Consider the following 23,743-nt stretch of genomic DNA (forward strand, 5'->3'; position numbering starts at 1 on the left):
TCTGGAGGATGGTGTGAGCGACAAGGCGCGGAAATCCAGGAACGGGCGATGGGCCTTCCGCCTCGTGGGGCTGGGTCTGATCCTTTTGGGTTGCTTCATCCGGGCGTGGGATCCGTACCCGGTTCGAATGACGCGCCTGATCTATTTCGACGTTTTGCAAAGATTATCCCCGCGGGAGTTCAATCCCGAACTCCCCGTGCGCGTCGTGGATATCGATGAGGTCTCGCTTGCCAGCTTTGGACAATGGCCCTGGCCCCGCACTTTGGTTGCGCAGTTGGTTCAAAATCTGGGTGACTACGGCGCCGCGACGATTGCGTTCGACATGCTGTTTGCTGAACCTGACCGGTATTCGCCGTCTCGCCTTCTGAATGATCCATCGCTGGCGGGCGTACTGACTGTGGAACGCCATGCCGAAAAGCTGGACAACGATGTCTTGCTTGGGATGGAAATGGCCTACTGGCCCGTGGTGCTGGGCGTGGCCGCGCGATTGTCGGCCAAAGGTGAGCCCATTGCGGCCAAGGCCGGAATCATTGAATTCGGGGAAAGCCCTGCCGAGGGGCTGATCTCGGTTCCGCATTGGACGCCGATCGCGCCACCATTGGATCGGGCGGCGGCGGGTGTCGGCGGGGTCAATGTCTCGCCCATCGGAGGAACCGGCATCGTAAGACGGGCGCCGGTTCTCTGGAACGGTCCGGACGGTCCGCTGCCAAGCCTTGCCGTCGAAGCCCTCAGGGTCGCCCTGGGTGAGACCAGCATTTTCGTGGAAGGCGCGCCTGACGAGGCTGGCATCATGCTGGCCGTCGAAATCGCCGGATACCGTTTACCGACAACCGAGAATGGCGAGCTTTGGCTGAAGTACCGGCGGGACAGCCCCGACCTTTACATTTCAGCCAGGGATGTCCTGGAAGGTACTGAAGACCCCGGGCTGCGATCCGAAATCGAAGGAAGAATAATCCTGATCGGAACCTCCGCTGCCGGTTTGTTCGATATTCACCAGACAGCACTTGGCGAAAGCGTCCCCGGTGTTTCTATTCATGCCCAGATGATCGAACAGATTCTGACCGGTGATATGCTCAGCCGGTCTGACGTGACCGCAGCACAGGAACTGCTTGCCTTTGCGTTTCTGGGGCTTGTGGTGATTGCGGTCATGTCCAGCTTTGGCGCCATCGCATCCTTCATCGCCGGTGGCATAGCCGCCGCAGCCGTTCTTGCCATCAGCTGGCTGGTTTTTCAAAACCAATCCATCCTGTTCGATGCCACCTTTCCTCTGATTGGAGGCATCGCAAATTTCGGTCTGCTGGCGGGGTATCTTTTTGTTTCGACCGAGCGCGAAAAGCGCCAGATTCGAAAAGTCTTTTCGCATTACGTGGCCCCGGAAATCCTTGATGAAATGGAGAATTCGGGCCACCAGCTGCAATTGGGCGGAGAAAGTCAGGAAATCACCGTGATGTTTTCGGATATCCGGGGATTTACCGCTCTGTCCGAGTCGGCGTCGGCAACGGAACTTGTATCCTTGCTGAACGCGCTGTTTTCCAAGCTTGGAGATCAGATCCTGCATGAGCGTGGCACGATCGACAAGTTCATCGGTGACGCCATCATGGCCTTCTGGAACGCGCCTTTACCCGTCACGGACCATCCATGCCGCGCAGGGCTTGCTGCGCTCAGGATGCGGCGTGCCTTGGCACAGTTCAATGCATCCGAGATCATGCGGAACCGAAAGCCGATAGCGCTGGCAACCGGAATCGCCACGGGGCAGGCCTGCGTCGGCAACATCGGATCGCAAAAACGGTTCAACTATACGGTTATCGGAGACGTCGTGAATGTTTCGGCACGGATCGAACAATGCTGTCGAACGGTCGAGTATGACATAATCGTCTCAGACGCGGTGTATCAAGCCGGTCGAGATGATCTGGCATTTTTGCAGGCAGGCCATGTTGACCTGAAAGGCAAAGCCAACCCAGAGCCCGTTTTTGTTCTGGTTGGAGATTCCGCTTTGCGGAAGACGGACGCGTTCCAGGAACTCGTTGCACGGCACGGTAAGTTGATCGCAGCATTGAGAACCCGAAAGCCTCAGGGCGACATCCTGCGCATGTGTCAGCATTGCGAAGAACTTGCCGCAGATATCGAACCCGGATTGCGCCAGTTCTATCGCGCTTTGGCAGGTCGCGCGGCCGATTTCCGCGCGGTCGCATCATCTGGGCCTGTCATGTTCACCCGAAACACCAGAATAGCCGGTGGTGTTTAGGCGGCGCTGCATCGAAAACTCGGCTGACTTCGGCCCCCAGAGCCCTGCGTCAGTGAGTGTCACGCGAGACGCGCACCCTGTGCGTCGAAGCGATAGACCCTGCCCGGAGAATAGCCAAATCGGATGCTCTGACCGGCTTCAACCTGATGCTGCCCGAACAGGCGCGCGGTGATCTGGTGATCCTGCATCATGGCAATCACGTTGGTGTCACCGCCCAAATGCTCGACATGGGTGACGTTTGCGACCACCGGACCGTCGTCAGACAAAAACAGGTCTTCCGGCCGGATCCCCGTTGTAATGTCTGCGCTTTCGCCGATCATGCTGGCAGGAAAGAAATTCATCGACGGCGCCCCAAGAAAACCGGCCACGAACTGGTTGGCAGGATTGTTGTAAAGCTCCATCGGGCTGCCGACCTGTTCCACACGCCCGTCGCGCAGAACGACGATTTTATCGGCAAGAGTCATTGCCTCGGTCTGGTCATGGGTCACGTAGATCATCGAAGCGTCAAGCTGCCGGTGCAGGTTCGCAATTTCCAACCGTGTATTCATACGCAGGGCCGCATCGAGATTGGACAGCGGCTCGTCGAACAGGAACAGCTTTGGTTCCCGGACGATGGCACGACCGATGGCGACGCGCTGGCGCTGACCACCGGACAGTTCGGAAGGATACCGGTCAAGGTAAGGTTCGAGGTTCAGCATCTTGCTTGCCCTTTTGACACGCTCGTCGATGACCTGCCTGCTCTGGCCCTCCTGTTTCAACGCCAATGACATGTTCTTGCGCACGTTCAAGTGGGGATAGAGAGCGTAACTCTGGAACACCATCGCGATACCGCGTTTCGAAGGCGGGGTGAGATTCATGAGCTCTCCGCCGATGCGCACTTCGCCCGACGTCACATCCTCGAGCCCCGCGATGACACGCAGAAGGGTGGATTTGCCACAGCCCGAGGGGCCGACGAAGACGACGAATTCACCCTCGTCAACGTCGATGTTGATATCCTTTAGGACCTCGACGGTGCCGAAGGATTTGTTCACGTTTTGCAGCGTCAGGGCGGTCATGTGCGTGCCTCTTTCAGCGAAATGGGTTGGCCGGTACGGATGCTTTCATCAGCGGCCAGGCAGATGGCCAGCGATTGCACGGCATCGTTCATGTGGCGGGTCAGATCGATATCTTCGGCGATGGCGCGCAGCATATAGGCTTGCTCGGCATCGCAGAGTTGCTGATGGCCGGGCTCATCCGGCATCTCTATTATCCGGTCGCCGTCAGGGCGGTGGACCAGAAGGCCGCCAACCTTGGTGTGGCCGTCGATATCCGCGGATGCGCCCTTGTTGCCATCCGTGATTGAAACCGATCCGTTGGGTGACACGATATCTTTCACGAAAAAGGCGGTCTCGGACATCATCGGGCCCCAGCCGGCCTCGTACCAGCCGACCGAGCCGTCTTCGAAAATCACCTGAAACTGGCCGTAATTGTACATGTCTTCGGCAATCTCATCACTCAGGCGCAGGCCCATGCCATGCACGCGGACGGGATCGGAATCGGTGATCTGGCACATCACATCGACGTAATGCACGCCGCAATCGACGATAGGCGATGTCGTCTGCATCAAGGCCTTGTGGGTTTCCCATTCGGCCCCGCTGCTTTGCTGGTTCAAGTTCAGACGGAAGACATACGGCCCGCCGAGATCGCGCGCCTCCGAGATCAGTCGCATCCATGACGGGTGGTGCCGCAGAATATATCCGATCACCAGTTTCCGGCCGGTTTCCACTGCTTTTGCGACCACGCGTCTGGCGTCCGCAACCGTCGTGGCCAGTGGTTTTTCAACAAAGACATGCGCACCTGCTTCCATTGCGGCGCAGGCAAAGTCTGCGTGGCTGTCGGAATAGGTTGCGACGACGACCAGATCGGGGTTTGTCTCGGCCAGTGCCGCCTGAAAATCCGAAAAGGCCGGATAGCCTGACAGGTCGTGATGGTCTACTTGACCTGTGCGATTGACCAGCCCCACGATCCGTGCGTCGGGGTGACGATGATGGGCCAAGGCATGGCTCAGACCCATGTTGCCAAGACCAGCGATCAGAACCCGGGTCATTTGACAGCTCCTGAGGTGATGCCACGGATCAGCTGGCGCGAGAAGATCACGTAGAGCACCAGAACCGGCAGGATCGCCATGCTGAGCGCGGACAGAACCGCGTTCCAGTCGGTCACAAACTGGCCGATGAAGACCTGGCTGCCCAACGTCAGGGTTTTGGTCTCTTCAGCGGGTGCCAGGATCAAGGGGAACCAGAGATCGTTCCAGATCGGGATCATGTTGAACACGGCGACGGTCGCCATGGCAGGCCGGACCAGAGGCAGCACCAACCGGAAAAAGATCGTGTATTCCGAAAGCCCATCGATGCGCCCCGCATTCTTCAGGTCATCACTGACCTGGCGCATGAACTCGGACAGGATGAACACCGCCAGCGGCAAACCCTGTGCCGTGTAGACGAAGATCAGGGCCCAGAGCGTGTTCACAAGCCCTGTGGCGACCATCATCTCCAGGATCGCCACGGTGCCGATGCGGATCGGAATCATGATCCCAAGCGCCAGATAAAGCCCCATCAACATGTTGCCCTTGAACCGGTATTCGCTGAGGGCAAAGGCGGCCATGGCGCCGAACAGAAGGATAATGGCCAGTGAAACCACGGTGACGATCAGCGAGTTCTGAAAGTAGAGAAAGAAATCCCCCTGCTTCATCACGGTCTGGTAGCCGATCAAGGAAAAGCTTTCGGCATCAGGCAAGGCAAGCGGCTCGCGAAAGATGGCCCGGCGCGTTTTGAAGCTGTTGATGATGATTACGAAAACCGGGAACAGGGCGATCAAAGTGTAAAGGATCAGCGCACCATGCATTGCGGCGGTATTCAGTGGATTCGAGCGTGCCTTGTTCATTGCAGAGCCCTCACAACTGGTACCGGCGCATCCGGGTCTGGATGCCGAAAAGGTAAATGCAAACACCCACAAGGATGATGGCGAACATGGCGCCGGCAATGGCGGATCCCATATACGGATCACCCAGTTGCAGCTGGAAGCCAAAGAACGTGCGGTACATGAAAGTGCCCAGGATGTCGGTCGAAAAATCCGGCCCAGCCAGCGCGCCCTGAGAGACATAGATCAGGTCAAACGCGTTGAAATTGCCCACGAATGTGAGGATCGAGATAATCCCGATCGAGGGCAGGATCAGCGGCAGTTTTATTTTCCAGAAAGCCGAAGCTCCTGTGATCCCGTCGATCTCTCCGGCTTCAAGAATTTCTTCGGGGATCGACAGAAGGGCCGCATAGATCAGCATCATCGGGATACCGACAAATTGCCAGACCGAGACAAGCGCCAGAGTTGTCAGCGCGTATTCTTCCTTGCCCAGCCAAGGCGCGAACAGGGTTTTCAAGCCAACCGCGTCCAGCATCGAGGGCGCAATCCCCCAAAGCGGAGACAGGATCAGTTTCCAGGCAAAACCCACGATCACGAAGCTCAGGATCGTCGGAATGAAAATGGCCGACCGGTACAGTGCGGCAAAGCGCAGCCTCGGGTGTGACAGGATCGCGGCCAAAGCGATGCCGATGGGGTTCTGCACCAGCATGTGGATCAGGAAGAACCAGAAGTTGTTGCCCAGCGCATTCCAGAATTGCGCGGACCAGAGCGGATCAAGGAACAAGGTTCGGAAATTCTCCAACCCCACATACACACGCGCCTGATCGACTTCGGTAAACAGCGCAAGGCGGAGCGTGTTGAACAAGGGCAGGATCATCACCGCCGTGTAAACCAGCACCGCAGGTGCAAGAAAAACGGCGATGTGCCAGCGTATGCGGCGGGTCTGCATGGGGATCTCCGGGGAAAAGGTGCCGGACGCGACGGGCCGCGTCCGGTGAGAGTGGTTCAGGTCTTACTGATGCGGTGCGTACCAGCTGGCCAGCCCGTCTTGCAGTTTCTTGCCCAAAGCCTCGGGGCTTTCGGTGCCCTTGATGGCCGCAACGGATGCACCCCAGGTCTCGTTTTCGAGGTTGGGCGTGCCACGTGACAGGATCTGATAGGTCGAACGGATGGTGCTTTCACACTCATCCCGCCATCCGACGATTTCCTTGGCAAGGGGATCTTCCAGTTCAACCGGAGTATTGGACAGAGGAAAGAAACCGGGAACCGCATTGCCGAAGATGCTGGCGAACTCCGGGCTTGCGACCCAGGCCAGGAACGTGCGGGCAGCCTCCTGGTTTTCACTGGCAGCGTTCAGACCTATGCCGATATCGGTATGGTCCGAAATATAGCAGGTGTCACTGGCATTTTGGACCGGCGGCTTGAAGGCGCCCATCTCAAAATCTGCCTGGGTGTTGAAGCCTGCAATCTCCCAGCTGCCCGCCGGATAAATTGCAGCGCGGCCCAAGGTGAACAGGTTCTGGCTGTCGGGATAGGTCTGCGCCTCATATCCGTCACCCAGATAATCGGCCCATTTCGCCAAAGTGGCAAAGGGCGCGACCCACTGAGGGTCGGTCAGCTTCTGCTCGCCCCGGATCAACGCCAGACGGCCTTCTTCACCTTTCCAGTAGTTGGGGCCGATATTGTTATAGCCCATCGTTGCGGCTTCCCACTGGTCATTGGTGCCCATTGCCATCGGAATATAGGTGCCGTCTTCCTTGATTTTGTCCAACACTTCAAAGAATTCTGCCTCGGTGGTCGGAACCTCCAGACCCAGTTCGTTGAACGCATCCTTGTTGTAGATGAAACCGTGGATCACCGATGCCATCGGAACACAAAAGCTGGCCGACCCATCGTCTGTCTGCCACGCCGATTTGGCGACGTCCGAGAAATTGTCCATCGCATCCAGATCGGACAGGTCGGTCAGATGGCCCGCTTCGTACAGCGCCAGAGAAGCATCGAACGGGCGGCAGGTGATCAGATCACCGGCGGATCCGGCTTCCAGCTTCGAGTTCAGAACCGCGTTGTATTCCGCCGGGGCTGAAGGCGAGAAAACAACTTTGATACCTGGATTGGCCGCCTCGAATGCAGGGATGATCTTTTCCTGCCACAGGGCGAGATCATCGTTGCGCCAGCTTTCGATCGTCAGCGTGGCATCTTGCGCATAGGCGCTTGTGACCAGCGCCGTGCTCATCAGAGCCAGGCTCAGAATTTTGCGTTTCATTTGGTTTCTCCCAGGTTGCTATGTTCGTTATCTTCATTCAGCCGGTTCATCGCATGACGCAGACGGCCATTCGTTGCAGCCAGTCGCTTTTGTGCATCCTCGACCGATACGGCACCTGCGGCGAAAAGTGCCGCGCATTTCAGGTTCCCATCCGCGGCCCTCAGGGCATCATCAGCACGTTCAGGTGATACGCCGGTAAGCTGGCACACGATTCCGTTGGCGCGTGCGCGCAGTTTGTCATTGTCCGCCCGCAGATTGATCATCATGCCGTCCTGAATATGCCCAAGCTCGATGGCCATCAGCGTCGACAACGTATTGAGGACTATTTTCTGCGCAGTGCCGGCCCCCATCCGGGTGGAGCCCGAGATCAATTCCGGAGGGGTCGCAAGCAGAACGGCATGGTCCGCCAGTTGCAACAATTGCGAATCCGCGTTGTTTGCAATCCCGATCACGGGCGTCCCCCTGTCGCGCGCCAGTTTTGCGGCGGCGACGGTATAAGGCGTGGTGCCGCTGGCCGAGACCGCGATGAGCGTATCATTGGCAACCATATCCGACACCTCTTGCGCCAGCCCATCAACAGCGTCCTCTACATCCCCCGGCATGTCTGCCGTGGTCGGCATTCCACCCGCCATATGAATGCGGATCTGCTGCGACGGGATGGAGAAGGTTCCGCTAAGCTCCAGCGCGTCCGAGGCCGCCATGAGGCCGGAAGACCCCGCCGCAAGATATCGAAGCGTGCCGCCCGACCGGATCGTCTGGGCCATGGCGGTCGCCCCGCTGCAAATCGGGCCAAGCGCTTCAAGCACTGCCGTCGCCGCTGACACCTGCGACCGCGCCAGCAGGCCGGCCACTTCGGCTAGCGGACGGGTATCAAGCCCATACGCATCCTGATGCAATTGTTCTGTCGCCGGCGTAATCACGTGATTCTCCCCCAAGAACTCTCGATATCATACCTTTTAAATACCATTAGTCTACCATTTATTTTTTTCGATATTTTTGGCTGATATAGCATGATATTCGCCACTTTGGTCGCAATTAGGACTTCAAAACACGCAAAAGGTATTATAAAGGTATGTTTATGGTAAAGTCATCAAATCCCATGTTCCTGGCCGCCGACGGGGGCGGAACGCGCTGCCGCGTCGCCGCTTTTGTCGATGGCAAAACACACAGGGTCGAAGTTGGCGCGGCAAACGTGTCCACGGATTTCGAGGCCGCCTGCATCGAACTGCGGCGCGGCCTGGAAGCTCTGGCCGTTCAGACGGGCCGTTCGCCCGAGGAACTTGCGCAAGCACCCGCCTATCTGGGCCTGGCCGGGATAACAGGTGACGCGATTGCCCGGAAACTTGCGACGGCATTGCCATTTCGGCACGTCCGGATCGAAGATGATCGCGCAGCAGCTTTGCGTGGCGCATTGGGGGCGATGGACGGGTTTGTTGCACATTGCGGTACCGGTTCTTTTGTCGCCATGCAAAGGGGTGGCACGATGAAGTTTGCCGGCGGGTGGGGCCCTGTTCTGGGCGATCAGGCTTCCGCGCAATGGGTTGGCAAACGGGCGCTGGCGAAGACGCTGGAGCAAACGGACGGCACGACCGGCCCTTCGGCATTGACGCAGGATCTGCTGTCTCGATTTGGCGATGCCGCGGGAATTGTACGGGCCGCCGCTGACATGACGCCATCGGACTTTGGCGCCCTCGCCCCGCTTGTGACCGAGCTTTCCAATCGCGGGGACGACTTGGCCGGATCCATCCTGCGGGATGGTGCGGGCTATCTGATCGACGTGATGAAGAAATTGGGCTGGAACGTCGGCCTGCCCGTTTGTCTGACCGGCGGAATCGGCCCCCTTTACGCGCCGTACCTGCCTGCGGATATGCAATCTGCTCTGGTCCAGCCCGCGGGCGATCCACTGTCCGGCGCACTTGCATTGGCAAAGGCGTATCTGGAGGAAATCGAACATGAACATAGCTGATTTCCTGCGGCCCGAAGGATGGTTGGGGCACAGCTCGGGCCCGCGCTATGTACAGCTCCGTCAACGCCTTGAACAAGGGATCAAGGACGGCATCCTGCCTCCCAACAGTTCGCTGCCCCCTGAAAGAGAAATCGCCGAGATCACCGACCTGTCCCGTGTGACCGTGCGCAAGGCCATTCATGAACTGGTGCGCAAAGGTGCAATCGAACAACGGCAGGGGTCTGGGTCCTTTGTTCGCGAACCCGTCGCGAAGGTTGAACAATCGCTGTCCCATCTGACATCGTTCACCGAAGACATGGAGCGGCGCGGGCTCAAGACGACCTCGACATGGCTGGAACGTGGGGTTTTCCTGCCATCCCCGGAAGAAATGATGGCATTGGGCTTGTCGGCAAATGAACAGGTCGCGCGTATCTACCGCCTGCGAGAGGCAGGAGGACGCCCGATGGCGTTGGAAAAAGCGGCCCTTCCGCTCGATATCCTGCCGAACCCCACCGAAGTGACGGGATCACTTTACTCTGTTCTTGAACAATCTGGTCTGCGACCGGTGCGCGCGATCCAGAAAATCTCGGCCATCAACCTCGAACCGCCCGAGGCAGAGCTTCTGGATGTTGCGGAAGGTACGGCCGGGCTTCGGATTCAACGCACCTCATATCTGAAAAGCGGGCGGGTCGCTGAATTGACCCGCTCGATCTACCGCGGTGACGCCTATGACTTTGTGGCCGAGCTGCGCCTGTCAAATTGAAAGCCTGGGAAAATGCCTGACACAACCACTCAGATGCGGCGCGAGATCGATGAGATTCCCGACGCCGTAGACCGCCTTCTGACCGAAGGTGCAGATTTGATCGCGCAAACCGCCGACGAGATCCGGGCCCGCGACCCGCGGTTCCTGATCTCGGTGGCGCGCGGATCCTCGGATCATGCGTGCAGTTTTCTGAAATACGCCTCGGAACTGTTGCTTGGTTTGCCGATGGCTTCGGTCGGACCGTCGGTGAAATCCATCTACGGGGTCGACATGCGTTGCGAGGATGCAATCTGCATCTCTGTCTCACAATCCGGTCAGAGCCCGGATATCGTGCAGCTCACGCAGTCGCTCACATCCGGCGGGGCTTACTCGGTCGCGATCACGAACAACCCTGCCTCTACCCTGGCCGAGGCGGCTGCGGCAACACTGCCCATTCACGCGGGCCCCGAACTGAGCGTGGCGGCGACAAAGACATTCGTGACGTCTCTGGTCGCCGGGCTGTGGCTGATTGCGCAGGTGAAGCGCGATGATCACCTGTTACGCGCAATCCATGGGCTGCCAAACAGTTTGTCGACCGCAATCGCCTGCGACTGGAGCGCCGTGGCGGACGCGGTGGACGGTCGGTCTTTGTTTACCTTGGGTCGGGGCCTGTCTTTGGCAATCTCCAACGAAGCCGCGTTAAAATTCAAGGAAACCTGCCAGATCCACGCAGAAAGCTATTCGGCGGCCGAGGTTCTGCACGGCCCGGTTTCCATCGTGGATCAGGGCTTTCCCGTGCTTGCCCTGTCGTCCGGGGATGCAGCAGAGGACAATCTGGCCGAAGTTGCGGACGCACTGGCGTCCAAAGGCGCTGTGGTTTTCGCCACAACCGGCCGCGTGAAACACGCCACAGAACTGCCCCATGTCCGGACGTCGCATTGGATGACGGACCCGATACCGACAATCGCTGCGTTTTATGGCATGGTGGAAAAGGTGGCCACACAACGCGGGATCGACCCGGACACACCACGCCATCTGAAAAAAGTGACGGAAACGGTATGACCAGCTCTACTGTTACTTTTGCGGGTGGCCCGATCTTCGATGGCACTGAATTGCGTGAAGGATACGCCGCACGGTTCAGAAACGGTGTGCTGGATGCGTTGCTACCTGCGGCCCAGATCGCGCAGGACGACCAGATCGAGGATCTGCATGGCGACATCCTCAGCCCCGGCTATGCGGACTTGCAGGTGAACGGCGGCGGGGGCGTGATGTTCAACGACGATCCATCGGTTCACACGCTGACCCAAATCGCCAGCGCTCATCGCGCGCTGGGTGCCACTCGCATCCTGCCAACCCTGATCACGGACACGGCCGAGAAAACCCGGGCCGCGATTGATGCCGCCATCAAGGCCGTTCAGACGGGTGTTCCCGGCATTGCGGGCCTGCATCTGGAAGGTCCGCACCTGTCTGTGCGACGCAAGGGTGCACATGATGCCGCCCTGATCCGCCCGATGCAGCAAACCGATCTGGAAATTCTGATCGACGCCGCAAAACACCTGCCCGCATTGATGGTGACGCTGGCGCCCGAAAGCACAACTCTGCAACAGGTTGAAGAATTGAAGCGCGCGGGGGTCATCGTTTCTCTGGGGCATACGGACGCGCCTTTTGAAACCTGCCAGGCGTTTTCAAGGGCCGGGGCGCAGTGCGCAACGCATCTGTTCAATGCAATGAGCCAGCTTGGCAGTCGTGAACCGGGATTGGTCGGCGCGGCGCTATCCTGCGGGTCGTTATCGGCGGGCTTGATCGCGGATGGCATCCATGTACATCCCGATACGATGCGGATTGCCTGGGCCGCCAAGCGCGGACCAGGGCGGATTTTCCTTGTCAGCGATGCGATGGCGGTCGCCGGAACGTCACTGACCGAGTTTCGGTTGGAGGGACGCCGCATCCGGCGGGAGAACGGCAGGCTGACTTTGGAGGACGGCACTCTGGCCGGGGCCGACTTGTGCCTGACAAAAGCGGTGCGGGTTCTGACGGAACAAGCAGAGATCCCCGTTCAGGATGCACTCGCCGCAGCAACAAGCGTTCCGCTTGGGATGATTTCCGCTAAAAGCAAAGGGCTGACACCTGACCTGTCGCACATGATACGGATTGCCCCGGATCTGTCCGGGGTCAGACCGGTGCAACCCTGACCCAATCCTCGTTGATCCGACCGGCTGCCCAGCGCGCGCATGATGCCGATGCTGCGCGCGCTTACTGACGGCCAATTTCTGATTTTTCAAATCTTCACGAATAGAGCTGTCAACTTTTTGCGGGTGGTCCGCCCCGATCCTTCGGCGCATATTTCAGGCATATGACATTTTTCAGGAGCATGCATGACCGCCAAGTATTATTCGCCACACGGTGGGCATCCTGGTCAGGAGCAATTGCTGACTGACCGCGCCGTATTTACTGACGCTTATGCAGTGATCCCAAAGGGAACGATGCGGGATATCGTGACCAGTTTTCTGCCGTTTTGGGACGACACCCGCTTATGGGTGATATCACGCCCGCTCAGCGGCTTTGCCGAAACCTTTTCGCAATACATCATGGAGGTTCAGCCCGGCGGTGGCTCTGACCGGCCCGAGACCGATCCCGAAGCCGAAGGCGTTTTGTTCGTGGTCGAAGGCACAGCGACCTTGACGGCCGACGGCACGACCTACGAGCTGACACCCGGCGGCTATGCCTACCTGCCCGCTGAATGCAACTGGACCTTACGAAACCGAGGCGGTGAGACCCTGCGCTTCCATTGGATTCGAAAGGCTTATGAAGCGGTGGAAGGGCTTGACCGCCCGGACGTTCTGGTTCTCAACGAAAATGAGATCACGCCAACGCCGATGCCCGGAACCGACGGCAAATGGGCCACGACGCGCTTTGTCGACCCAAGTGACCTGCGGCACGATATGCACGTGACCGTGGTGACTTTCGAGCCCGGCGCTGTCATTCCTTTCCTTGAAACACATGTGATGGAACATGGTCTGTATGTTCTTGAGGGAAAGGCCGTCTACAGGCTGAACAATGATTGGGTAGAGGTCGAGGCCGGCGATTACATGTGGTTGCGCGCGTTCTGCCCGCAGGCCTGCTATGCAGGCGGGCCGGGTAAGTTCCGTTACCTGCTGTACAAAGACGTGAACCGTCATATGGCATTGCGGCCGGGGCCAGCGGCTTATCCGCAGCACCGGCGCCTCAGGACAGCGGCGCTGAAATAGTCCCGCCGATGGCCAGAGTTAACTGACGCGCCGCCTCGATGACGGGGCGGCTCAGGCGCGCGATTTCGGCTTCGCTGACGCGGCTTGTCGGTCCGGATACCGAAATCCCGGCTACAGCCTCTCGGTTGATATCGAAAACAGGCGCAGCGATACATCGCATACCCGCGTTTTTTTCTTCGTTGTCTATCGAGAAGCCCTGTGCCCTGACCGTGGCAAGATCTTCTTTCAGCGCGGCCGGGCTGGTAATCGACCGGTCCGTGAAGGCCCGCAGTTCCGTCTTGGCCAACAGCCGGTCCAGCCGATCTTCATCCATATATGCCAACAAAGCTTTCCCGATGCCCGATGCGTGCATCGGAGACAGCGTGCCCGGAGGGAAAAACGCCCGGATGCTGGCATGGGTTTCCACCTGGCTCAGGAACAGCACCATTCCTTCTTTTTCGACCCCAAGGTTTGCGGTCTCGCCGGTGGCCTCCATCAGCTTTCGCATCTCAGGTCGGGCCCGGTCCACAAGGCTGGTGCGACGCAGGAAGCGCGAACCGATTACGAACGCACGAGGACCGATGTGCCAGACCTGCTCGTCATGATCGAACTCGACAAGTCCCCTGCCCTCTAGTGTAACGAGAATTCGGTAAACCGTGGCGGGCGACTGGCCCATTTCGTCGGACAGCGCGGTTAACGCCTTGCCCTGCGCTTCACTCAAATACTCAAAAACTTCCATCGCACGGTCCAGAGATTTGATCGTGTTTTGCGCTGTCTTGTCGTCCCATCCCCGTGGTCTTCCACGGGCTTTTCTGCGGACTTCGCGAGTATTGTCTTGAGAATCCATAAAAACCCTTTGATCATTCGTGAAAGACTAATTCATGATATGAAAAATATAACACATTGACAATTATAAATTAAATTCAAAACGTGGTGTTTTGAAAGTCTTTTTCAAAAATATATCGGGCAGAGCGGCTAGAACTTATTGTGTGGTCAACGACGGAAGGAGACCACCCATGAGCTTTCAAAATCCCGTTTTCATTCCGGGCCCGACCAACATCCCGGAAAGCCTGCGCAAGGCCTGCGACATGCCTACGATCGACCACCGTTCGCCACTGTTCGGGCAAATCCTACATCCAGCGCGCGCGGGTGTTCAGAAAGTCCTGAAAAGCAACAGCGCAGAAGTCTTCATCTTCCCATCGACCGGAACAGGAGGCTGGGAGACCGCGCTGACCAACACCCTGTCGGCCGGTGACAAGGTTCTGGCGGCGCGCAATGGCATGTTCAGCCATCGCTGGATCGATATGTGCCAGCGCCACGGTCTGAATGTCGAGATCGTCGAAACCCCTTGGGGCGAAGGGCTGCCAGCCGATCGTTACGAAGAGATTCTGACCGCCGACACAAGCCACGAAATCAAGGCTGTTCTTGCCACGCATAACGAAACGGCGACCGGTGTGAAATCGGATATTGCCGCTGTACGCAAGGCTCTGAATGCTGCTGGGCACCCCGCAATGCTGTTCGTCGATGGTGTTTCATCGATCGGATCCATGGATTTTCGTTTTGACGAATGGGGCGTTGATGTGGCCGTCACGGGTTCGCAGAAAGGGTTCATGTTGCCTGCGGGCCTTGCCATCGTCGGGTTCAGCCAGCGGGCAATGGACGCGACCAGCACAGGGACCCTGCCCCGCACCTTCTTTGACGTGCACGACATGGCGAAAGGCTATGCCAACAGCGCATACCCCTACACACCTGCGGTTGGCTTGATGAATGGCCTCAATCAGGCCTGTGACATGCTGCTGGGTGAAGGTTTGGAAAACGTCTTTGCCCGGCATCACCGTATTGCCGAAGGCGTACGTGCCGCCGTGGGCGCCTGGGGGCTGGACCTGTGCGCGGCGAACCCTTCGGTATATTCTGACACCGTCAGCGCGATCCGCACGCCAAACGGTTTCAACGCCACCGATATTGTCACGCACGCGGCCGAAAAATACGGCGTTGCCTTCGGTGTCGGCCTTGGCGAAGTCGCGGGCAAGGTATTCCGCATCGGGCATCTGGGAAGCCTGACGGATGTCATGGCCCTGTCCGGGATTGCCACTGCTGAAATGTGCATGGTCGACCTGGGCCTGAACATCCAGTTGGGCTCGGGCGTGGCGGCTGCGCAGGAATACTATCGCGGTCATTCGGGCGCCGTTCAAAAGGACGCCGCATGATGAAGGACTGCAACATGTATATCCCGACCTACGAGGACGTGCTGGCGGCACATGATCGGATTGAACCTTTCATCCGCCGCACACCGGTACGTACTTCGGACTTTCTGAACGAGCTGAGCGGTGCACAGCTGTTCTTCAAATGTGAAAACTTTCAGGAACCGGGCGCCTTCAAGGTTCGCGGCGCTGCAAACGCCGTGTTTGGCCTTGATGACGATCAGGCCAAGAAAGGCGTTGCAACCCATTCTTCGGGCAACCACGCCTCGTGCCTGTCCTATGCGGCAATGAAGCGCGGCATACCGTGCAACGTCGTCATGCCGCGCACAGCGCCACAGGCCAAAAAAGACACGGTGCGGCGCTATGGTGGGAAGATCACGGAATGTGAGCCCTCCACCTCGTCGCGCGAAGCAACCTTTGCCGAGGTTCAGGCCGCCACGGGCGGGGATTTCGTCCACCCCTACAACGATCCGCGGGTGATTGCCGGGCAAGGCACCTGTTCGCGCGAGTTCATCGAACAGACCGACGGTCTGGATGCAGTTGTCGCACCTATCGGCGGGGGCGGCATGGTGTCCGGCACCTGTCTGACCCTGTCGACGCTCGCCCCGGAAACCGCGATCATCGCCGCAGAACCTGAACAGGCTGACGATGCCTATCGCAGCTTCAAGGCCGGCCACATCATCGCGGATGACGCACCCAAGACGATCGCCGACGGGCTGCTGGTTCCACTGAAAGAGCTGACCTGGCATTTCGTGTCGAACCATGTCTCTGAAATCTACACGGCCTCAGAGCAAGAGATCATCGATGCGATGAAGCTGACGTGGAAACACCTTCGGATCGTGATGGAGCCATCTTCGGCCGTCCCGCTGGCCACGATCCTGAAGAACCCGGACGCATTCAAAGGCAAGCGTGTCGGCCTGATCATAACCGGGGGCAATGTCGATCTGGACAGGCTGCCCTGGCTGAACGCGTGACATCAATCCCGACATAGGAATACGGAAATGAAAGATATGACCAATCTCGACGAATTCGAAGTAGGCTTTGACATTCCGGCCAAGCCCGGAATGGATGAAGCAGATATCCAGACCCCCTCTCTTGTGCTCGATCTCGACGCGCTTGAACGCAACATCAAGAAGATGGGCGACTATGCCAAGGCGCACGGCATGCGCCACCGCGTGCATGGAAAAATGCACAAATCGGTAGACGTGGCCAAATTGCAGGAGAAGATCGGAGGCGCTGTTGGCGTCTGCTGCCAGAAAGTTTCAGAGGCCGAAGTGTTCGTGCGCGGCGGTATCAAGGACGTTCTGGTCTCGAACCAGGTGCGTGACCCCGCCAAGATCGACCGTCTTGCCAGCCTGCCAAAGTTGGGCAGCCGCATCATCGTCTGTGTCGATGATCTGGACAATGTCGCGGATCTTTCAGGCGCAGCGGTGGATCACGGAACACAGTTGGAGGTCTTCGTCGAAATCGACTGCGGCGCTGGCCGGTGCGGTGTGACGACAACATCCGACGTGATCGAAATCGCCAAAGCGGTCGAAGCAGCCGAGAACCTGAAATTCACCGGCATTCAGGCCTATCAGGGCGCAATGCAGCACCTCGACAGCTATGAGGCGCGCAAGGAAAAGCTCGACACCGCAATTTCGATGGTAAAAGACGCGGTTGAAGGCCTCAAAGCCGAAGGCATCGAGTGCGAATTGGTCTCGGGCGGCGGCACCGGCTCATATTACTTCGAATCCAACTCGGGCGTGTACAACGAACTGCAATGCGGGTCCTACGCCTTCATGGACGCCGATTATGGCCGGATCCTGGACAAGGACGGCAACCGGATCGATCAAGGCGAGTGGGAAAACGCATTCTTCATCCTGACCAGCGTCATGAGCCACGCTAAGGCGGACAAGGCGATCGTCGATGCGGGCCTCAAGGCGCAATCGGTGGACAGCGGTCTGCCCGTTATCTTCGGCCGAGATGATGTCGAGTACATCAAATGTTCGGACGAACACGGCGTCGTGATGGACCCGAACGGTGTGCTGAAGGTCAACGACAAGCTCAGGCTGGTTCCGGGGCACTGCGACCCAACCGCAAATGTACATGATTGGTATGTCGGCGTTCGCAACGGCAAGGTCGAGACCGTCTGGCCCGTATCCGCCCGCGGACGCGCTTATTGATTCGAACTTGCTCTGTTTGGGAGGGCTGGCTCGGAAGCAGCCAGACAGCCGCCCGCGTGTATGCTCTCCTTCCGGCGGTGGCACGCGGGCGCACGAATGTTTGATTGGAGAATGAAATGCTGATCGTACCCGAGCGTGAGATCGCTGACCTTATGACCCGACAAGCGGCTTTTGACGCGGTCGAACAGGTCTTTGCCGCAATGGCGTCCGGCGACGCCTACAACTTCCCTGTCGTGCGTGAAGCCATCGGGCACGAAGATGCACTATACGGCTTCAAAGGGGGGTTTGACCGCGCCGGCCTGACGTTGGGACTGAAGGCGGGCGGCTATTGGCCGAACAATCTGGAAAAACGCGGGCTGATCAACCACCAGTCCACCGTTTTTCTTTTCGACCCCGACACGGGCAAGCCATCTGCGATGGTCGGCGGCAACCTTCTGACGGCCCTTCGAACGGCGGCAGCATCATCGGTATCGATCAAGCATCTCGCACGTAGCGACGCCAAGGTCATAGGCATGATAGGTGCTGGCCACCAGGCAGCCTTTCAGCTTCGCGCGGCACTGGAGCAGCGCGCCTTTGAAAAGGTCATAGGCTGGAACTATCACCCCGAAATGCTGCCGAATATCGAGAAGGTCGCCAATGAAGCCGGTGTTCCGTTCCAGGCGGTAGAGCTTGACGAAATGACTGAGGCGGATGTGATCATTTCGATCACTTCGGCATTTGCGCCCTCGCTGATGGCGAACCATGTCAGCGCCGGAGCTCATATCGCCTGCATGGGCACGGACACAAAAGGAAAACAGGAAGTCGAAGCCGCCCTTCTGGCCAGGGCAAGCGTGTTCACGGACGAAGTCGCGCAATCCGTCAGCATCGGCGAAGCGCAGCACGCGGTGGCCGAAGGCCTGATCCAAGAAAGCGATGTGGCGCAGCTTGGCGCGGTCATCAACGGCACCGATCCGGGCCGGATATCGGACAATCAGATCACGCTGTTCGATGGCACGGGGGTTGGCCTTCAAGATCTTGCGGTCGCTGCGTCCGTGGTTGACCTCGCCGTTCGGAAAGGGGTCGCGATCGAGGTCAATTTCTGAAGCCAGATGGCGACACCCTGTTGGGCATTGTCTCGGCGGTTCCTTTAGGCGGAGAACTTTTGACAGCAGATCTCCATTAAATGGTGACCAAAAAATGAAACGCGGCGCGCCAAGGCGCGCCGCTTCATGTTTTTTCAGGGCGATCAGTGTATCAGGTCGAACGTATCAGACGTGGTCGTCTTGCTCGATGGACCCAAGACCATGACCGGCCATGCCGCCCGAGACCTCTTCGGTCGCTTCGTCGGAAAGTTCTTCGGGAAGCACCAGATTCAATACAATAGCGATGACGGCGGCGGGCAGGATTCCTGATGTCGCCAGAACCTTCAATGTGCCAGGCAAGTATTGCAACGCGTTGGGTTCCAGTTGCAAACCCAGCCCAAGGCTCAGGGCGATTGCAAAAATCACCATGTTGCGCCGGTTCCAGTTCACGTCCGACAGCATCGAAACCCCTGCGGCAACAACCATGCCGAACATCACGATCACGCCGCCGCCAAGAACCTCGATCGGAATGGACGAGATTATCGCCCCGATTTTGGGGATAAGCCCGCAAACGATCAGGAAAAGCGCGCCGATGGTCACGACCATGCGGCTCATGACGCCGGTCATGGCAATCAACCCGACATTCTGACTGAACGACGTGTTCGGCAGCGCCCCAAACAGGCCAGAGATCGCAGTACCAAGACCATCAGCATAGGTCGCGCCCTGTATTTCCTTGTCGGTGGCTTCGCGGCCAGCGCCCCCTTTGGTGATACCGGATACATCCCCAACGGTTTCAACGGCGGAAACAAAAGACATTGCACAGAAACCGATGATGGCCGCGACCGAAAATTCAAGGCCAAAATGCAAGGGGTTCGGCAGAGCAAAGGATGCCGCATTGCCGACGTTGCCCAGATTCACCTGGCCAAGCAGGAAGGCCACGGCGTATCCGACCAGCAGTCCGATCAGAACCGCCGACACCGACAACATGCCCCGGGCAAAGAATTTCAGGCCAAGCGTGACCACGATTACGGTTCCGGCCATGAACCAGTTCAGACCCGAGCCATATTCCTCGGTACCAATGGCGGGCACACCGCCGGCGGCATATTGGATGCCGACTTTGACAAGTGCCAGGCCGATCATGGTCACCACAAGGCCCGTAACCAGCGGCGGAAGAGCAAAGCGAATGCGCCCTATGAACAACCCGAGGCAGGCGTGGAACAAGCCACCGACAACGACCCCGCCCATCAGGACGGCAATTGCGTCAACGCCCTTGCCTACCACCAGTGGAATCATGATCGGGATAAAGGCAAACGATGTCCCCTGCACGATCGGCAGCCGGGCACCAACAGGCCCCACACCAATGGATTGAAACAACGTGGCGACGCCCGCGAAGAACATCGACATCTGGATCATGTAGATCATCTGCGGAAAATCGGGGCTGTTCGAGCCAAAGCCGAAACCGGCCGCGCCACAAACGATAATGGCTGGCGTGACGTTGGACACGAACATCGCCAGTACATGTTGAATTCCAAGCGGCACCGCCTTCAGCAGCGGCGGAGTATAATTCGGATCGCGGAGTTGTTCCGGCGTTCCGATGGATGCATCTGACATTTGGTCTTTCCTCCCTTGAGGTTCGCAGCCGGCTCCTCTTCCGGCAACGCGCCTCATTCTGTGATTTCAAAAGCCTCCTCGAACCAATGCTCTTCGAGGTTGGGCCCGGCCCCAATTCGGTCGACCACCGCAAAAAGTCCGGGCGCATGAAGCGGGGTCAGAACGCCATGCCAGGTGTTGCGACGATAATTCACACCCTGCCCGGGCGCTGTTTTGAAGGCGATGGGGCGCCCGGGTGTTCCGTTTTCATCCGGGGCCACGACCACGACAAATGGTTTGTCCGACAAAGGCAAAAAGGCTTGGCTGCCATCCGGATGGCGTTCCACCATTTCCAACTTGATCGGCAGGCTGAAGGCTTCGGACTGAAACACGCTGATACCCGCGCGCCCATCGTGGAAATCCAACACGGCCCGGTCGTGATAGCGGGCGCATTTACCCTGATTAATAAGCTTATCCACCTGGCCAGCCGCCTCGATGACATCGCCGAAAGGTGCAAATGCCTCTGACGTCAAGGGGCGGAGTTTCAAGGCAGCCGTCATTGCGCGAACTTCTCGATCAGGCGCAATTCGGCAATGCGCTCGACCTGACGGCAGGCTTCGGCAAATTCGCTGTCGCGGTCATTGTCGATGCGACGGCGAAAGGCTTCCAGAATGCTGGCCTTGGTGTTGTCTTTGACGGCAATGATGAAAGGAAAGCCGAACTTGGTCGTGTAGGCTTCGTTCAACGCCGTGAACGTTGCGCGTTCTTCATCGGTCAGCATGTCCAGACCCGCACCGGCCTGTTCCGCGGTGCTTTCCTTGGTCAGGCGGCCGGCGGCGGCCAGCTTGCCCGCCAGGTCCGGGTGGGCTGTCAGAACGCCAAGGCGCTGCTCGGGCGAGGCGGAACGGAACACACGCGCCAGCGCGCTGTGGACACCAGCGGCATTGTCATGCGTCGGGCCCAGTTCCAGTTCATACGCACCTTCGGCAATCCACGGGCTATGCTCGAACACGCCGCCGAATTCCAACACGAAGGTTGGTCGATCCATTTCGGACGGGGTCAGCCGTTGCACCGGTGGGTGTTCCCTGGCCCAGTGGTCGGCAATCTGCTCGCGCGTTGCGAACCAGACACCGTCGTGGTTTCTGAAATAATCAAGTGCGCGTTTCAGCGCCATGGCGCGACCCGGGCGACCGATCAGACGGCAGTGCAACCCAATCGAGAGCATCTTGGGCGCGCCCGCCTCACCCTCGGCATAGAGCATGTCAAAGCTGTCTTTCAGATAGCTTTCGAATTGTTCCCCATTGGTGAACCCAGCCTGGATTGCAAAGCGCATATCGTTGCAGTCCAGTGTATAGGGCATGATCAGTTGATCCTTGCCCCCTGCCTTGATCCAATATGGCAGATCGTCGGCGTAGCTGTCGGCGATATAGGCAAAGTCGCCTTCCCTGGCGGCCAGTTCGACCGTATTCATCGAACAGCGGCCCGTATACCAACCACGGGGCGGCTGACCTGTAACCTCTGTGTGCAGGCGGATTGCTTCGCGGATCTGGGAACGTTCTTCTTCTGCGCCCATGTCCTTGTGTTCAATCCACTTCAAACCGTGGCTGGCGATCTCCCACCCGGCATGCTTCATCGCCGCAACCTGTGCAGGTGCACGCGCCAAAGCGGTTGCAACACCGTAGACGGTAACAGGCAGATCCTGCAAAAGGCGATGCACGCGCCAGAACCCCGCGCGGCTGCCGTATTCATAGATCGATTCCATGTTCCAGTGCCGTTGCCCCGGCCAAGGGGCGGCTCCGGTGATCTCGGACAGAAACGCTTCGGATGCGGCATCGCCGTGCAGAACGTTGTTTTCACCGCCCTCTTCGTAATTCAGCACGATCTGAATGGCGATTTTGGCGTCGTTCGGCCAGTTTGCTTTGGGAACTTGCCCACCGTAACCGGTCATGTCTCGTGGATAAGGCTTCACATCGGTTTCCTTCTTCTTGAATTGATCAATACCCCAGATAATCAAAGATGTTTTTCAAAAAATGCAGAAAGCAGCTTCCCACAGACTGCCTTTGCTCCTGGATGCGAAAACAGACTAGTAACTGTATAACTTGAGGAGTAGCGCAAATGACCGGTTACCTTACAACACATGTTCTGGATACGGCCCGGGGGTGCCCCGCCGAAGGATTGAAAATCGAACTGTTCCGCATTGAAGGTGCAGACCGCCAGTTGCTGAAAACTCTGGTCACCAATGACGACGGCCGGACCGACGAACAAATTCTGCCCGAAGCAGAGTTTTCAACAGGTGACTACGAACTTGTCTTCCATGCCGGGGATTACCTTGATGCCTGCGGCACACCACCTGAAAACCCGCGCTTTCTGAACGTCATCCCGATCCAGTTTGGAATGTCCGAACATTCGCATTACCACGTGCCTCTGCTGCTTTCGCCCTTCGGGTACTCGACCTATCGCGGCAGCTGAGCGACCTACCGGGCCGTATTTGCCGCCGCAATCGACGACCCGATGCGTTCGATTATGAATTCCATGAAAAGCCGCGTTTTGGGGTCCTGCATACGGCGGTGCGTAAACAGACATGCCATCTGAATCGGTTCTGGCGGCGTCTTTTCCGCCACCGGAACCAGTGTCCCGGCCTTGAGATGTTGAGCGATCTCAAAAATCGGCTTCAACGCGATACCATGTCCGCCAAGGGCCCAGTCTGTCAGCACGTCGCCATCGTCTGACTCGTAGCGCCCGGAAACCCGGAACCGTTTTGGCCCCGTATCGGTCCTCAAAAGCCATTGAAACTCGGTCGCGCCCGGGAACCGCAAATTGAGACATTCGTGCTCATCAGCGATCAACGCGTCCCCGCTTTCGGGCATCCCGCGCTTTTTGATGTATTTCGGGGATGCACAAAGCACTCTTTCGACATCCGCGATCTTGCGAATACGCAGGTTGCTGTCCTCTGGCTGACCAAGAAAAAATGCCAAGTCCAGACCTTCGGTTGTCAGATCTACCTTTCGGTCGGTAAGCCTTAACCGAACGTTCACCTCGGGGTACTCGGCGAGAAATTTCGGGACCTGCGGCGCAATCAACCGACGCCCGACCCCCAAAGGCGCCGCGACATAGAGTGACCCTTTCAGGTTTTCGGTAAGATTGACGATCTGGGCTTCGGCACTTTCGACTGCTTCTAGGATCTCTGCCGCGCCACGATAGAAAGATTTTCCCTGCTCGGTGGGCGTCAGGCTGCGTGTCGTGCGTTGGAACAAACGCACGCCAAGATGCTCTTCCAATTGCGATATACGCGCCGACGTGACGGCTGGCGAAACTCTCAGATCACGGCCCGCGGCGGACATGCTGCCCAATTCATAGACCCGGACAAAGGTTCTGATGTTATCAAGGTAGGACATTTTTTTGCATT

Annotated in this window: 22 protein-coding genes; 11 read left to right on the forward strand and 11 right to left on the reverse strand. The window is 58.1% G+C overall.

Annotation, left to right across the window (positions count from 1 at the left end):
* Positions 1-13 precede the first annotated feature (13 nt).
* Positions 14-2,245, forward strand: a complete 2,232-nt coding sequence (locus tag FIU92_RS20295; protein ID WP_254705397.1) for a CHASE2 domain-containing protein — start codon at positions 14-16, stop codon at positions 2,243-2,245.
* Positions 2,246-2,304: 59 nt separating this feature from the next.
* Here the strand turns inward: FIU92_RS20295 and FIU92_RS20300 are convergent, their stop codons facing one another.
* The 6 genes from FIU92_RS20300 to FIU92_RS20325 all read right to left on the reverse strand — a co-directional run bounded on the left by FIU92_RS20300 (position 2,305) and on the right by FIU92_RS20325 (position 8,326).
* Positions 2,305-3,300, reverse strand: coding sequence for an ABC transporter ATP-binding protein (locus tag FIU92_RS20300; protein ID WP_152460519.1), 996 nt, complete (start codon positions 3,298-3,300; stop codon positions 2,305-2,307).
* Positions 3,297-4,331: a Gfo/Idh/MocA family protein gene (locus tag FIU92_RS20305; protein ID WP_152460520.1), complete on the reverse strand. Its 1,035-nt coding sequence runs from the start codon at positions 4,329-4,331 to the stop codon at positions 3,297-3,299. Before FIU92_RS20305 ends, FIU92_RS20300 begins: the two co-directional genes overlap by 4 nt.
* Complete coding sequence (locus FIU92_RS20310; RefSeq protein ID WP_152460521.1) at positions 4,328-5,167, reverse strand: carbohydrate ABC transporter permease; 840 nt, start codon at positions 5,165-5,167, stop codon at positions 4,328-4,330. Before FIU92_RS20310 ends, FIU92_RS20305 begins: the two co-directional genes overlap by 4 nt.
* Before the next feature lie 10 nt (positions 5,168-5,177).
* Positions 5,178-6,092 (reverse strand): carbohydrate ABC transporter permease, encoded by a 915-nt coding sequence (locus FIU92_RS20315; RefSeq protein WP_152460522.1) that lies wholly within the window; start codon positions 6,090-6,092, stop codon positions 5,178-5,180.
* Positions 6,093-6,155: 63 nt separating this feature from the next.
* Entirely contained in the window at positions 6,156-7,406 is a 1,251-nt protein-coding gene (locus FIU92_RS20320) for an ABC transporter substrate-binding protein (protein ID WP_152460523.1), read from the reverse strand.
* Positions 7,403-8,326 (reverse strand): N-acetylmuramic acid 6-phosphate etherase, encoded by a 924-nt coding sequence (locus FIU92_RS20325; protein ID WP_152460524.1) that lies wholly within the window; start codon positions 8,324-8,326, stop codon positions 7,403-7,405. The genes FIU92_RS20320 and FIU92_RS20325 overlap by 4 nt, the downstream gene beginning before the upstream one ends.
* Before the next feature lie 158 nt (positions 8,327-8,484).
* Here FIU92_RS20325 and FIU92_RS20330 point away from each other — a divergent pair, with 158 nt between their 5' ends.
* From FIU92_RS20330 to FIU92_RS20350, 5 genes are all read left to right on the forward strand, one after another.
* The gene (locus FIU92_RS20330; RefSeq protein ID WP_152460525.1) at positions 8,485-9,372 is read left to right on the forward strand and encodes a BadF/BadG/BcrA/BcrD ATPase family protein; all 888 of its coding nucleotides are present in this window, start codon (positions 8,485-8,487) and stop codon (positions 9,370-9,372) included.
* Positions 9,359-10,114: a GntR family transcriptional regulator gene (locus FIU92_RS20335; RefSeq protein WP_152460526.1), complete on the forward strand. Its 756-nt coding sequence runs from the start codon at positions 9,359-9,361 to the stop codon at positions 10,112-10,114. Before FIU92_RS20330 ends, FIU92_RS20335 begins: the two co-directional genes overlap by 14 nt.
* A gap of 12 nt (positions 10,115-10,126) precedes the next feature.
* Positions 10,127-11,155, forward strand: a complete 1,029-nt coding sequence (locus FIU92_RS20340) for an SIS domain-containing protein (protein ID WP_152460527.1) — start codon at positions 10,127-10,129, stop codon at positions 11,153-11,155.
* The gene (gene nagA, locus FIU92_RS20345; protein ID WP_152460528.1) at positions 11,152-12,285 is read left to right on the forward strand and encodes an N-acetylglucosamine-6-phosphate deacetylase; all 1,134 of its coding nucleotides are present in this window, start codon (positions 11,152-11,154) and stop codon (positions 12,283-12,285) included. Before FIU92_RS20340 ends, nagA begins: the two co-directional genes overlap by 4 nt.
* A 183-nt stretch (positions 12,286-12,468) precedes the next feature.
* Complete coding sequence (locus FIU92_RS20350) at positions 12,469-13,341, forward strand: bifunctional allantoicase/(S)-ureidoglycine aminohydrolase (protein WP_152460529.1); 873 nt, start codon at positions 12,469-12,471, stop codon at positions 13,339-13,341.
* Here FIU92_RS20350 and bhcR read toward each other — a convergent pair.
* Complete coding sequence (gene bhcR / locus FIU92_RS20355; RefSeq protein ID WP_152460530.1) at positions 13,319-14,167, reverse strand: HTH-type transcriptional regulator BhcR; 849 nt, start codon at positions 14,165-14,167, stop codon at positions 13,319-13,321. The two genes, FIU92_RS20350 and bhcR, sit on opposite strands and share 23 nt — an antisense overlap.
* 169 nt (positions 14,168-14,336) lie before the next feature.
* Between bhcR and bhcA the strand changes: the two genes are divergently transcribed.
* The 4 genes from bhcA to bhcD all read left to right on the forward strand — a co-directional run bounded on the left by bhcA (position 14,337) and on the right by bhcD (position 18,768).
* Positions 14,337-15,527, forward strand: a complete 1,191-nt coding sequence (bhcA, locus tag FIU92_RS20360; RefSeq protein ID WP_152460531.1) for an L-aspartate--glyoxylate aminotransferase BhcA — start codon at positions 14,337-14,339, stop codon at positions 15,525-15,527.
* Positions 15,527-16,495, forward strand: a complete 969-nt coding sequence (gene bhcB / locus FIU92_RS20365) for a beta-hydroxyaspartate dehydratase BhcB (RefSeq protein WP_152460653.1) — start codon at positions 15,527-15,529, stop codon at positions 16,493-16,495. The genes bhcA and bhcB overlap by 1 nt, the downstream gene beginning before the upstream one ends.
* A gap of 27 nt (positions 16,496-16,522) precedes the next feature.
* Entirely contained in the window at positions 16,523-17,686 is a 1,164-nt protein-coding gene (bhcC, locus tag FIU92_RS20370) for a 3-hydroxy-D-aspartate aldolase BhcC (protein WP_152460532.1), read from the forward strand.
* Positions 17,687-17,802: 116 nt separating this feature from the next.
* Positions 17,803-18,768, forward strand: coding sequence for an iminosuccinate reductase BhcD (gene bhcD, locus FIU92_RS20375; protein WP_152460533.1), 966 nt, complete (start codon positions 17,803-17,805; stop codon positions 18,766-18,768).
* Between the two features lie 165 nt (positions 18,769-18,933).
* Here bhcD and FIU92_RS20380 read toward each other — a convergent pair whose 3' ends face one another.
* The 3 genes from FIU92_RS20380 to puuE are packed head-to-tail and all read right to left on the reverse strand — an operon-like array spanning position 18,934 to position 22,306.
* A complete protein-coding gene (locus tag FIU92_RS20380) occupies positions 18,934-20,358 on the reverse strand; it encodes a uracil-xanthine permease family protein (protein WP_152460534.1) in 1,425 nt (474 codons plus the stop codon).
* A 53-nt stretch (positions 20,359-20,411) separates the two neighbouring features.
* On the reverse strand, positions 20,412-20,897 hold the full coding sequence (locus FIU92_RS20385) for an ureidoglycolate lyase (protein ID WP_152460535.1): 486 nt from the start codon (positions 20,895-20,897) through the stop codon (positions 20,412-20,414).
* On the reverse strand, positions 20,894-22,306 hold the full coding sequence (puuE, locus tag FIU92_RS20390) for an allantoinase PuuE (protein WP_152460536.1): 1,413 nt from the start codon (positions 22,304-22,306) through the stop codon (positions 20,894-20,896). The genes FIU92_RS20385 and puuE overlap by 4 nt, the downstream gene beginning before the upstream one ends.
* Positions 22,307-22,452: 146 nt before the next feature.
* Between puuE and uraH the strand changes: the two genes are divergently transcribed.
* Entirely contained in the window at positions 22,453-22,806 is a 354-nt protein-coding gene (gene uraH / locus FIU92_RS20395) for a hydroxyisourate hydrolase (protein WP_152460537.1), read from the forward strand.
* A 5-nt stretch (positions 22,807-22,811) separates the two neighbouring features.
* Here uraH and FIU92_RS20400 read toward each other — a convergent pair whose 3' ends face one another.
* A complete protein-coding gene (locus FIU92_RS20400; RefSeq protein ID WP_152460538.1) occupies positions 22,812-23,732 on the reverse strand; it encodes a LysR family transcriptional regulator in 921 nt (306 codons plus the stop codon).
* Positions 23,733-23,743: the final 11 nt, after the last annotated feature.

This window comes from Ruegeria sp. THAF33, assembly GCF_009363615.1.
In the GTDB taxonomy this organism is placed as follows: Bacteria; Pseudomonadota; Alphaproteobacteria; order Rhodobacterales; family Rhodobacteraceae; genus Ruegeria.